The sequence below is a fragment of the Priestia sp. ABM2_011 genome (assembly GCF_056158845.1).
In genome coordinates, this window is the sequence record NZ_JBSWUB010000001.1 from 2,979,696 (window position 1) to 2,992,098 (window position 12,403).

The window sequence follows — 12,403 nt, forward strand, 5'->3', positions numbered from 1 at the left end:
CATAATATCCCTCCTTATACAACATATCGTCCGCTGTCGATAAATTCACGGGCGATGTCTCGATTGCGCATGAACTCTCCTTCACTTTGCAAATCATTCATCCATTTTCCAAGAATTGTGCGGTACTGTCGGTGTTTTTCACCCGTTAACATCCCGTTTATTAATTGTCGAGCCTGCTTTTCAATTTCAAAGAGCGTTTCACTAACAACTGTTGCTGTGAGCTTGCTTTTTAACGTTTCTTTTTCTTCTCCATTTCTGGTTACAGCTTTTTCCACGCGCAGCACAGATGACTCCATAGCTAATAGCCCAATAGCAATTTCTGCTAGTTTCATCAGCGTTTCTTGTTCTTGCGCTAGATTTTTCTGAAACGTTTGGAATGCTGTTCCTAGCAATGCAAGAAATAAATGCCTTGTTGTAATAACAGCCTGCTTTTCTCGTGCTAGAAGTTCATTTGAAGATATTTCCCACTGACCGCTCATCAATTCACTAACGGCATGTTCTACTCGTTTGTTCAGCTCTATTTCTCCTTTGCCTGCTTTTTTTAGAAGCTGAGTTGGAAGCAAAAGGCGGTTGATTTCATTTGTACCTTCAAAAATACGATTGATGCGTGAGTCACGGTATACTTGTTCAATTTTATATTCTTGAATAAATCCTGCTCCGCCATGAAGCTGCAGCGATTCATCGGCAATTAAATCAAGAGTTTCCGATCCATACACTTTACACACTGAACATTCCATTGCAAATTCAGCCAGCTGTTTAGCTACTAACTTATGATTTTCACTTTCATATAGTCCACCAAGCGCCTCTTCTAGTAAACCAGCTGTACGGTACTGGATAGATTCAGATGCAAAAATACGAGCCGCCATTTTTGCTATTTTTTCTTTTGAAGCGTTAAATTCCGCAATAGCTGTTTTAAACTGCTTGCGTTCTTTTGTATAACCTAAAGCAAGTTCAAACGCATATTTCGCTGCGCCCATACATGCAGAACCTAAGTTAAAACGTCCAAGGTTTAAAACGTTCAGCGCAATTAAGTGACCTCTTCCTACTTGTCCAAGTACGTTTTCTACGGGTACTAAACAATCTTCATAAATAACCGGGCGAGTAGACGACCCTTTAATCCCCATTTTCTTTTCTTCTGGCCCGAGAGACAGTCCTTCAAAATCTTTTTCTACAATAAAAGCGGTAAAATGTTCTCCGTCTACTTTTGCATATGTGATGAACGTATCTGAAAAGGCAGCATTGGTAATGTACTGCTTCGTTCCATTTAATACATAATGCGTTTTTTCAGGATTTAATACGGCTTTTGTTTGGGCTGCAAGAGCATCAGAACCAGCTTCTGGCTCTGTCAAACAGTAGGCGCCAATATATTCACCGCTTGCCAATTTGGGCAAGTATTTTTCTTTTTGCTTTTTGGTACCAAAATACGTAATAGGAAGTGTCGCAATGCATGTATGATTAGAATGAGCGACTCCATATCCGCTTGTCCGGCCGATGATTTCACCGACGAGTCCTTTGCTTACTTTATCAAGACCTAGTCCTCCATATGCTTCTGGAATACTGTGAGCAAGAAGTCCGAGTTCGCCTGCTTTTTGCATCAATTCTACTACTTTATCAAAATCTTGCTGCTCAATGTCACTGTGGTAAGGGTCGACTTCTTTTTCAATAAACTGCTTTGCTGTCTGAGCGATCATACGATGCTCATCCGTTAAGTCTTCAGATGTATAGACGTGCTGCGCAGATGTTTTTTTAAGTAAAAATGATCCGCCTTTTGCTTCGGTTTTCATTTCAGACATATCATTTCCTCCCCGTTTACTAGCTTTTTCTTCACTACCTTAGGAACTACAGAATAGACGTTTTTCCGGCTTACAAAGCCAATTTCGTCTAGAAAGCCATACTGAGTGAGCATTTCTCCTACGGCTGAGTGTTTCAATATTTCAAGAGATGAATGCTCATAAGCCTTATACAAAAGCAGTGCGGCTTTTGCAGCATCCGTTAAATAAAATGTTTTTAGTTGCAGAAGACAGCTTATAAAGTACCCCGCTCCATATAAATCTTCTAGACAGAAGCGATCGGATGAACCTGAACAAACCAATAAAACAGTTTCATCTTGACTTGGTTGACAAACAGCACTGGCAACCGCTTCTCCGTTTAACAGTGAAGCTGCATAGACATGTTTTGCTTTTTCAGCGTTATGAATGGCCACCGTTCCATTAGTGGTGGACAAAATAACCGTTTTATCTTGAACATGCTGCTTTATCGTGCTGGGGCTTGGATCAAAAAAGCCTTCAATCGTTTTCCCTCTATATTCGCCTACAAGCGCAATTTCATCAGGCTTATACGTTTTTGCTTTATTGCGCGCTTCTTCTTCGTTTTTTACGGGAATAACCTCTATTGCTCCTTGTTGTAAAGCAGCCGCAATTGTTGAAGTAGCCAATAAGATGTCAAATATAACGACCGTTTTTCCTTCTAGCTTTTTGGCAAGAAGCTCTTCTTTTTTGAGTATTACGTGAACTTTTCTTTTCATATATGCCTGCGTTCTGTATGCAGAGCATGAATAATCAGCGTTTTTACATACTCTCCAAATTGTGAAAACCGTTTGTCATTTGTTTGGCCTTTTTTATAACGGTAATAAATTTGCTGACAAATGACAGCAAGTTTGAAGTACGCAAACTTCAGGTAAAAGTCAATGTGTGACACATCTCGTCCGCTTTTTTTAGCATACGCTTCCACAAAATCTCGACGGGAATAAAAGCTTTTTTGCACAGTAACAGGTGGGTTCCCCAATCCTCTTTTTAAAAGTTCAGGGTCGCTGTCTTCCATCCAATAGCTCATCGCCACTCCCAAATCAGAAAGCGGGTCTCCAACGGTTGTCATTTCCCAGTCAAATAATCCTACAATTTTATTTCCATCCGGTGAAAATAACGTATTGTTAAGCTTATAATCATAGTGAATAATGGTTGGATGCTGTGAAGTGGGGATGTGTGTGGTCAACCATTTCTTTAGTGCTTCTACTTCCGGTATGTCACTTGTTTTTGATTTTTCATAACGATGAATCCAGCCGTGTACTTGACGTTCTAAAAAACCTTCAGGCTTGCTGATTTCTTCAAGGAGCGTGCCTTTATAAGGAACATCATGAAGCTGAACAAGGACATCCACCATTTGTTCTGAAATACGACGGCAAAGTTGGCTCGTTTCTTTCACTTCTTTTGGAAACGCTGTGTCGATGAGAACACCGTGCTTTCGCTCCATTAAAAAAAAGGATTTTCCGACCACCGTCTCATCTTCACAAAACACATACGGCCTAGGAGCGAGAGGGAACGACTTCGATAAAACAGATAAAATCTTGTATTCTCTTTCCATGTCATGCGCTTTTGGCGCAACTGGCCCAAATGGCGGGCGTCTCAACACCGCCTCCCACTCTCCGACTGAAAGAGCGTAGGTTAAATTGGACGCACCTGATCCAAATTGCTTGATTACAAGAGGCTCTTTAGGTAAATCAAGAATCGAAACACGGAGAAACTGATGCAGTTTTTCCGTGTTTAATTCCTCTCCTTTTCGTACGGGAATGATTTGTGACATTCTTTTACCACCTGCTTTTTTATAGTTAAACAGCTACTTTATAATTCATCAAAAACTGCTTAATATCCGCTGGAATAGAAACGCTTTTTTGTGCATCAAAATCAAAGTACACGATGACAGCTTCTCCTTTGGCAATCAGCGATCCCGTCTTGCTGTCGGTAATTTCATGACCAATTGTAAAGCTTTTATTGCCGACATTAGATACAAAGGTTTTAATCATTAACACTTGATTAAAATATCCTTGCGCAACAAAATCACATTTAGTAGACGCTAAAATATACTCCCACTTTTCTGTATGCATGGATGCTCCCATTTCTTCAAAAAAAGCAATGCGTGCCTCTTCTAAATAAATGAAATAGCTCGTATTGTTAATGTGACCGAGTGCGTCTGTTTCGCAAAAACGCACTTTGACCTGTGTTTCATACATGGTTTTCTCCTCCTTTACTTATGTGAAAAAACAGCGGGACGCTTTTCAATAAATGCTGATACTCCTTCTTTAATATCTTCTGTTTGAAAGACTTCTTCAAACAGCTCTGCCTCAAGTTCAAGACCTTCAGATAGTGTACGATTCATTCCTTCGTTTACCGCTGCCTTAATTCGAGAAAGTGACGGAAGAGAGTGACGGTTAAATTTCTTAGCCAGCTCTTTTGCTTTTTCGAGCCCTTTTCCTTTAGGCGTTACATGATTGGCAAAGCCTGCATGAAGTGCTTCTTCCGCCGAAACAGGACTGCCGGCAAACATCCATTCTTTAGCTTTAGATGCGCCGATTACGCGCGGAAGACGCTGAGTTCCGCCGCCTCCGGGAAACAATCCGAGCTTCACTTCCGGAAGACCGATTTGAGCATGTTCTTCGGCAATGCGTATATCAGCGGTTAGTGAAAGTTCGCACCCTCCCCCAAACGTTAAACCGTTTAACACGACAATTGTTGGTTTTTCAATGTTTTCAAGTTTTTGCAAAACACGATGGGTTTTCATAAACTCTTCTTTAATACCGCTTTGTCCCATTAGCTGTGGAAATTCTTTAATATCAGCTCCAGCCATAAACGCCCGGTCGCCCGCTCCCGTTAAAATGATTGTAATGACATCAGGATCTTTACTAAGCTCTTCATACGTTTCTTCAAGCTGCTGCACAACAGCCTGGCTCATTACATTTAAAGGCGAATTATCAATGGTTACAATAGCTGTTTTCTCTTCTTTTTCAATACGTACAAATTTTTTCATCATTGCTTCACTCCCTGTGTGTGGTATGTGTAAAAACCTTTTCCTGTTTTGCGTCCAAGCTCGCCTTTTTGAACTTTTTCTTCTATGCACGCAGCTGGCTTGTCCTCAGGGTCCCCTGTTTCGCTATAGCGCTGCTGCATCACAAAATATCCGACGTCAATTCCTGAGAGATCCATCAATTCAAAAGGACCGATCGGGTGATTGAGCGCTTTTTTGCAAATCGTATCAATGTCTTCAAAATCTGCGTATCCATTTTCGTAAAGGAAAACGGCTTCTTTTTGCAGCGCTCCTAAAATTCGATTGGCAATAAAACCTGAGATTTCTTTTTTCAGAAGGACTGCTGTGCGATTAATTTGCTTGCAAACTTCCATTGTCGTTTGAGCTGTTTGTTCACTTGTCTTTTCACTCATCACAACTTCTACGCAGTCCATTACAAGAGGAGGAAAAAAGAAATGCATGTTAACGATTTGCTCTGGACGGTTTGTTGCACTTGCAATAAGCGAGTTAACAATTGTTGAACTATTCGATGCTAAAATGGCGTGACTTGGTGCGTACTCATCTATTTCTTTAAAGACGCTTTGTTTTACATCTAACTTTTCTACAACAGCTTCAATCACAAAATCAGCACTTGAAACCGCTTCCTTTAATGTGCTTGTAAAAGACAACCTTTGAAATGCGGCTTCTTTAGCATCAGAGGAAATTTTGCCTTTGTGAACCCACTTGTCTATAATTGCTTCCAGCTTATTTTTTGCCTCTATGAGTGATTGTTCATTCATATCTTGAATAATTGTTTCATATCCTCCAAGTGCACAAAGCATACCAATTTGATGTCCCATTTGTCCTGCGCCAATGACAGCAATACGCTGTATATCTTTACTATTCATGTTATAGCCTCCTTTTAATATAAAAGGAGAGAAAGAGCTTATACTTTCCCACCTTTTACGAGCACTGTCCAGCCTAGCAGCTACTGTGACTGAATACCTTTCATTAACATCTTATAAAAAATAGCCGCAACTTCTCGATCTGACTTTTCACCATCCGGCTGAAACCAAAAATAGCTCCAATTTGTCATTCCTAATATGCCTAGCGTCACGATATCTGAAGGCAAATCTGAACGGAACTGCCCTGCTTCCATTCCTTTTTCAATAATTTCCTGTACGTTTTCTTTAAAACGATCGCGCTTTGGAATGATTTGCTGTAAGTGTTCTTCACTCAAATGACGCATCTCTCGAAAAAACACTTTAGCTCGAAGACCTTCTTTCTCAATATCATGAACAAGTTTAAAAATAATGCTGTGCAGCTTTTCAGGATAAGATATTGTCTTATCTGCAAGAATCGTCTCTTGGTTTTCTATTAATCTTTCAATATATTGAAGGTGAATATCCATTAAAAGCTCTTGCTTGCTTTTAAAATAATAATAAAACGTTCCTTTTGTGACGTTTAATTCATTTACAATATCTTGAATAGACGTTTCTTTGAAACCTTTTTGAGCAAAAAGCTGAATGCTTCGTTCCATCATCAAATCTTTCATCGTCAAACCCTCTCTGTCTTTTCTCATTTTCACAAATTATACCATGGCTTAGAGGGAGCTTTTGAAAAAGTTTGTTTATGTTCAGCTTCTTTACATCGTTTCTTTCACCACTTCTTCTCGCAGTGCTCTTCGTAAAATTTTCTCTACATTGGTCTTAGGAAGCTCAGCGCGAAACTCAAAGATTCGCGGAATTTTGTAAGCTGCAAGATGATGTCGACAATAAGAAGTAAGCTCTTCTTCAGAAAGAGATTTTCCTTCTTTCACTACCAAAATCGCTTTAATTGTTTCTCCTCTGTAAGGATGCGGAACGCCAATGACAACGGCTTCTTTAATGTGGCTGTGCTCATATAAAACTTCTTCAATATCTCGAGGATACACATTAAAACCACTCGCAATAATCATATCTTTTTTGCGATCAACAATGGATAAATACCCATCTTCGTCTATCTGTCCAATATCTCCTGTGTACAGCCAGCCGTTTCTAAGCGCGTGAGCTGTTTCTTCAGGCTGATTCCAATAGCCCTTCATAACTTGAGGGCCTTTAATCACTATTTCTCCAAGCTCTCCTCTTGGCAGTTCTTTTGTTCCTGTAGCCACGTCTACAATTTTATAAGCAGTTTGCGGAACGCCAAGTCCGACTGTGCCTGGCTTTCGTTCACAAAACGGCAGGTTGCAATGGGTAACGGGGGACGCTTCTGATAAGCCGTACCCTTCTAACACTTTAGCACCCGTTTTTCGTTCGAACTCTTTCATCAGCTCAACAGGCATTGGCGCACTGCCGCTGTTGCAGATGCGAATACTTTCGATATTGTATTCTTCTGCCCGCGGATGATTGGTAATCGCGACATACATAGTTGGCACTCCAGGAAAAATACTAGGCTGCTCTTTTTTGATTGTATTTAGTACTTCTTCTAAATCAAAACGCGGCAATAGCAATATTTCATTTCCGCAAAGAATTGATAAATGCATACAGGAAGTCATGCCAAATACGTGAAACAATGGAATAACGGTTAAGCATTTTTCTTTTCCTAATTCAATATCATGCTTAAATATTTCGTATGATTGAACTGCGTTTGTGTAAATGTTTGTATGTGTAAGCATCGCACCTTTAGATGGTCCGGTCGTTCCTCCCGTATACTGAAGAACAGCAATATCGTGTGCTGGATGGATGACCGGCTGATTAAATTCATGCTTAATGGTTAGAAAATCTAAGAAGGAAAGGTCTGGTGATGTAGGAACAAAAGGTTTTTGCAAGCTGACGGTTATCGCTTCTTCTATCTCAACACGATTCCTTATCTCTTGAAGTCTCGTATAAAAATCATCGAGTAGAATTATTTTTTTTGCGCCGGAATCGTGTAAAATATGCTTTAGTTCTTGTTCGACAAGCATGGGGTTGACCTGAGTGACAATGCCGCCCGCTGCTATAATGCCAAAATAGCTTATTATATATTGCGGACAATTTGGCAGCATAATTGCTACACGATCTCCTTTTTTAATCCCTTTTTTCTGCAGTGCTCCTGCAAATACGCGAACTGAGTGGTACAGCTCCTGGTACGTTAACGTATGCTGATACATGCGCGTGGCTGTGTGAGCAGGATAACGTTCGGCTGTTTCTTTCAGCATATCAAATAGTGAAATATCTTCGATGTGAATGTCATGAGTGTAGGCTTCTGGATAAGGTGTAAACCATTTTTTAACGTCTTCCATTGAGTAACTCCTTTCTTATTCACATAGCATGAACTCCACCGTCTACTGTCAGAATATCGCCCGTAATATAATTAGACGCTGCAGAAGCAAGAAAAACAGCCGCTCCTTTTAAATCAGCTTCGGAGCCAAAGCGTTTTAAAGGGGTTTGACTTAGAAAATAATCTTTTCCTTGTTCCATAATCGCACCTGACATTTTAGTAGGAAAAAATCCCGGCGCAATTGCATTAACTTGAATATTATGCTGTCCCCATTTGACAGCTAAATCTTTCGTGAACGTAATGACCGCTCCTTTACTCGTGTTGTACCCGATTGTATCCATATACTGAGGGTCCGTTCCTCCAAGACCCGCAATTGAAGCAATGTTAATAATCTTACCAGCTTTTTGTTTAATCATTTCTTTTCCAGCTTCTTGTGACATTAAAAACGTGCCCGTCACATTAATATTCATCACTTTTTGCCATGCTTCAAGAGGCATTTCTTCAGCCGAAGCTCCCCACGTAGCTCCGCTGTTGTTAATTAAAATATCGATGCGTCCAAATGTTTCAATCGTTTGATGCACGACATTTTTAATATCTTCAGGCTGACTGATGTCACATGCTAAAGCGAGGGTTTTTACGCCCACGGTGGCCAATCGATCAGCCACTTGCTGACATGCTTCTTTTTTTCTTGAGCATAGAACAATATTTGCCCCTGCCTCTGCAAGCCCTTCTGCCATTTGCTCTCCTAATCCTCTGCCTCCTCCGGTAATAATAGCTGTTTTTCCAGTTAAATCAAACAGATCCTTTATGTGCATAGGTTGCCTCCTGTTCTTGATAGGATTTTAGCTCAAGTCTTGCAAGCTGTGCTTTGTGCACTTCGTCTGGACCATCGGCAAGGCGCAAAGTGCGGGCATTTGCCCAAAGTGCCGCAAGCGGCGTGTCTTCTGAAACACCTGCTGCTCCAAATGCTTGAATGGCACGATCAATGACTTTTAAAGCCATAGCAGGAGCTATTACTTTAATCATGGCAATTTCTTTCCGCGCTTTTTTATTTCCAACTGTGTCCATCATATAAGCAGCTTTTAATGTTAATAAGCGAGCTTGCTCAATTTCAATACGCGATTCTGCCACCCATTCTTGAATAACCCCTTGCTGAGAAAGCAACTTATTAAATGTAGAACGACTTTGAATACGCTTACATAATTCTTCGAGCGCTCTTTCAGCTGCTCCTATTAGACGCATGCAGTGATGAATACGTCCAGGCCCTAATCTACCTTGAGCAATAGCAAACCCTTTTCCTTCGCCTAAAAGCATATTGGATGCTGGCACACGCACATTGTCATAATGAATTTCAGCATGTCCATGAGGAGCGTGATCGTATCCAAAGACTGGCAGCATTCGTTCAATTTTAACTCCCGGAGTATTTAATGGAACTAGAATCATAGACTGCTGTTCATATTTAGATGCGTTAAAATCGCTTTTTCCCATGACAATAGCAATTTTGCAGCGAGGATCTCCCGCACCTGAAGACCACCATTTTCTTCCATTGATTACATATTCATCGCCTTCTCTTACAATACTGCACTGAATGTTTGTGGCATCAGAAGAACCTATATCCGGTTCTGTCATAGAAAAGCAGGAGCGAATGTCTCCATTTAACAGAGGCTTTAGCCATTTTTCTTTCTGTTCAGGCGTTCCGTATCGAACCAGCACTTCCATATTGCCAGTGTCAGGAGCTCCGCAGTTAAAAGCTTCTGGTCCAATAATAGAACGGCCCATAATTTCGCAAAGAGGAGCGTATTCTACATTTGTTAGACCTGCTCCGTATTCGCTTTCTGGCAAAAATAAGTTCCATAGCCCAGCTCGCTTTGCTTTTTCTTTTAACTCTTCCATGATTGGAGGAACAGCTGACCATCTAGATGGCTGTTCATTCAGCTGTTGTTCGTATAGCTGTTCATTTGGATAAATATGCTCTTCCATAAAAGAGCTCAATTCTTTTTGCAGCTTCACTACTTTGTCAGAGTAAGAAAAATACACGGTAGTCCCTCGCTTTCATTTACTTACTAACCGGTTGGTATGTTACATATTCATCATAAATGAAGGGAAATAATTCAGCAAGATATTTTTAGAAAAATTCTAAATATTATATTATTTATAAATAAAAAAAAGAGAGGTTGTAACCTCTCTTTTTACGCGGATGTCATTTCCTCAAATACGGCTGATACTTTTTCAAACTCATCATCATCTTCAATTGAAGACCATTCACCATCATCTTCAATTTTTAAAAAGAAAACATCAATTTCTTCTTCTGTTTCAATTAAAACTTCTTCCACAAACGCAACGGCAATATAATCGTGGCCTTCAATCGTCATTTTTCCAAGCACTTCAATATCTTGCTCTTGATCATTTTCATCTAAAATTGTAAAAATCTCTCCCGTTTCAATACGTTCCATCGTATTCCCTCCTATTTTAACCTCATTATTCGTTCACTAACATGTATTCCCCTTTAGAAAAGGTTTCATGCTTATAAAAGTAGAATCTACTTTTTAAAAGGCAAAAGAATGTCTACGGTAGTTCCTTTTCCAAGTTCACTTACAAAGTTAATTTCTCCTCTATGTTCTCGAATGATCTTATAGCACACCATCAGTCCAAGCCCCGTTCCTTTCTCTTTCGTACTATAAAAAGGTTTTCCTAAATGCTGCATTCGTTCCTGCGTGATGCCTGGCCCCTCGTCGCTAAACCGGACAACAAGGTTCTCCTGATTAAATCTTTTTAGTTGAATCGTTACAGTTCCTCCACTTGGCATGGATTCGACGGCATTTTTAAATATATTGCTAAAGACCTGTTTTAACTGGTTTTCTTCGCATAATACGAGAGGAAGATGAAGATCAATCTCTTTTTTTACGTGAATTTTCTCTGTAATCCCCTGCACCTCAGCTAGCTTTAACGTGTTCTCTAAGATATCTTGGACGTGTTTGTCTTTGTAGGTTTTCGCCTGAGGCTTTGCAAGACTCAAGAACTCGTCGGCAATCAATTCGATTCTATCTAACTCATGATTTATCATTTCTACATAGTAAGGCTGACCGCTCGTTTCTTCTAATAACTGCATAAATCCTTTTACCGCTGTTAGAGGGTTTCTGATTTCGTGAGCGATACCCGCTGCTAACTGTCCGACTAAGGAAAGCTGAGCGGATTCACGCAGCAATTTTTCAGTTTTTTTACGTTCTGTAATATCACGAAACAAAACTTGAATGGCCTGCTTTCCCATATACGGAATAGGAAAGGCAATGGTTTCGGCATCAATCGTATGACCGTCTTTATGAATAAACTTTTCTTCCTGCAAATCCACAGATTTATTTTCTGTTTTCATTCGATAAATTCGCTGTTTTACAACATCATAGTAATCAGGGTGAACAAACTGATAAACACAAGCTCCTAATACATCTTGAGGATTCTTGTATCCTAGTGCTTTAGCTCCTGCAGGGTTGATATAATCAATTTTACCTTCACTATGAACGATAATTGCTTCCGGGGATAACTCAATCAAACTTCGGTAGCGCTGTTCGCTTTCTTTTAAAGCCGTCTCATCCTGCTTGCGCGATGTTATATCTCGATAGACAAACGCAATGCATAACGGCCAATCATTCATATTTTCAACGCGAAATAGTGTGACGCTTACATTAATTAAATGCCCGTCTTTATGCTGTCTGACCGTCTCGAATTCCGTTTTCGATTCCCCTGATTGAATAGTCTTATGAAGTTCGCACACGGGCTCCTTTAAAAACGAAGGTATAATCGGAAGAGGCTTTTGATGAATTTCTTCAAACGTCCAGCCAAATGTATTCTCAAACGCAGGGTTCACTTGAAGCGTTTTACCCTCTAAGTCAACGATAGCAACAGCATCTGCGTTATGATAAATAAAAGGCTGAATCTGTTCTTTTTTCTCCTGATAACTAGTTATATTCACGCAATGTCCCATAATTTCAGGTTTTTCTGTGTAAGATAAAGGGGTTAAGTTTACTACATAGCGTTTATCATTTATTTGAAGCTCGTACATAAGCTTTTTCTTTTTATTTAGCGCTTCGAAAAAATGCTCATACGAGACCCATTCTTCTAGAGGTATTTTTTGCTCAGAAACGCTTTCTCCTTGATACATACTGTAAACAAGGTGGTCACCTTTTTGTTTGTAAGCAAATATGATTCCTAGAGCCTCAGCTGAATGATTTTCTGCATGTAATCGGACTATTTTTTTATTTTCGTTCATCGTTCATATTTACCTACCCCTCACTAGCATCTTTCCTAATCGTTCTCATTCTCTTAATTTTACATGAGGCGTTTAAAATTTACTAGATAAAGAAGCAGATATTTTCCATTCATTCACATAAAA

The 12,403-nt window shown here is 39.9% G+C and carries 12 protein-coding genes; all 12 read right to left on the reverse strand.

Annotated features, from left to right (window positions below; all coding sequences use genetic code 11):
• Nucleotides 1-14: 14 nt before the first annotated feature.
• Nucleotides 15-1,793, reverse strand: coding sequence for an acyl-CoA dehydrogenase family protein (locus ACXAE4_RS16090; RefSeq protein WP_098999326.1), 1,779 nt, complete (start codon nucleotides 1,791-1,793; stop codon nucleotides 15-17).
• Nucleotides 1,781-2,524, reverse strand: coding sequence for a 2-phosphosulfolactate phosphatase (locus ACXAE4_RS16095; protein ID WP_098112606.1), 744 nt, complete (start codon nucleotides 2,522-2,524; stop codon nucleotides 1,781-1,783). Before ACXAE4_RS16095 ends, ACXAE4_RS16090 begins: the two co-directional genes overlap by 13 nt.
• Entirely contained in the window at nucleotides 2,521-3,579 is a 1,059-nt protein-coding gene (locus ACXAE4_RS16100) for a phosphotransferase family protein (RefSeq protein WP_028413345.1), read from the reverse strand. Before ACXAE4_RS16100 ends, ACXAE4_RS16095 begins: the two co-directional genes overlap by 4 nt.
• 25 nt (nucleotides 3,580-3,604) lie before the next feature.
• Nucleotides 3,605-4,006 (reverse strand): acyl-CoA thioesterase, encoded by a 402-nt coding sequence (locus tag ACXAE4_RS16105; RefSeq protein WP_013057057.1) that lies wholly within the window; start codon nucleotides 4,004-4,006, stop codon nucleotides 3,605-3,607.
• Nucleotides 4,007-4,020: 14 nt separating this feature from the next.
• Nucleotides 4,021-4,803, reverse strand: coding sequence for an enoyl-CoA hydratase (locus ACXAE4_RS16110; RefSeq protein ID WP_289578930.1), 783 nt, complete (start codon nucleotides 4,801-4,803; stop codon nucleotides 4,021-4,023).
• Nucleotides 4,800-5,684: a 3-hydroxyacyl-CoA dehydrogenase family protein gene (locus ACXAE4_RS16115; protein WP_033578977.1), complete on the reverse strand. Its 885-nt coding sequence runs from the start codon at nucleotides 5,682-5,684 to the stop codon at nucleotides 4,800-4,802. Before ACXAE4_RS16115 ends, ACXAE4_RS16110 begins: the two co-directional genes overlap by 4 nt.
• A gap of 80 nt (nucleotides 5,685-5,764) precedes the next feature.
• Nucleotides 5,765-6,331, reverse strand: coding sequence for a TetR/AcrR family transcriptional regulator (locus ACXAE4_RS16120; protein WP_028413348.1), 567 nt, complete (start codon nucleotides 6,329-6,331; stop codon nucleotides 5,765-5,767).
• A 90-nt stretch (nucleotides 6,332-6,421) separates the two neighbouring features.
• A complete protein-coding gene (locus tag ACXAE4_RS16125; protein WP_289578929.1) occupies nucleotides 6,422-8,038 on the reverse strand; it encodes a long-chain-fatty-acid--CoA ligase in 1,617 nt (538 codons plus the stop codon).
• Between the two features lie 19 nt (nucleotides 8,039-8,057).
• Nucleotides 8,058-8,831, reverse strand: a complete 774-nt coding sequence (locus ACXAE4_RS16130) for an SDR family oxidoreductase (RefSeq protein ID WP_028413350.1) — start codon at nucleotides 8,829-8,831, stop codon at nucleotides 8,058-8,060.
• Nucleotides 8,809-10,053 (reverse strand): acyl-CoA dehydrogenase, encoded by a 1,245-nt coding sequence (locus tag ACXAE4_RS16135; protein WP_028413351.1) that lies wholly within the window; start codon nucleotides 10,051-10,053, stop codon nucleotides 8,809-8,811. The genes ACXAE4_RS16130 and ACXAE4_RS16135 overlap by 23 nt, the downstream gene beginning before the upstream one ends.
• 152 nt (nucleotides 10,054-10,205) lie before the next feature.
• Nucleotides 10,206-10,469, reverse strand: coding sequence for a DUF1292 domain-containing protein (locus ACXAE4_RS16140; RefSeq protein WP_013057050.1), 264 nt, complete (start codon nucleotides 10,467-10,469; stop codon nucleotides 10,206-10,208).
• Between the two features lie 86 nt (nucleotides 10,470-10,555).
• Nucleotides 10,556-12,280: a PAS domain-containing sensor histidine kinase gene (locus ACXAE4_RS16145; RefSeq protein ID WP_028413352.1), complete on the reverse strand. Its 1,725-nt coding sequence runs from the start codon at nucleotides 12,278-12,280 to the stop codon at nucleotides 10,556-10,558.
• Nucleotides 12,281-12,403 lie beyond the last annotated feature (123 nt).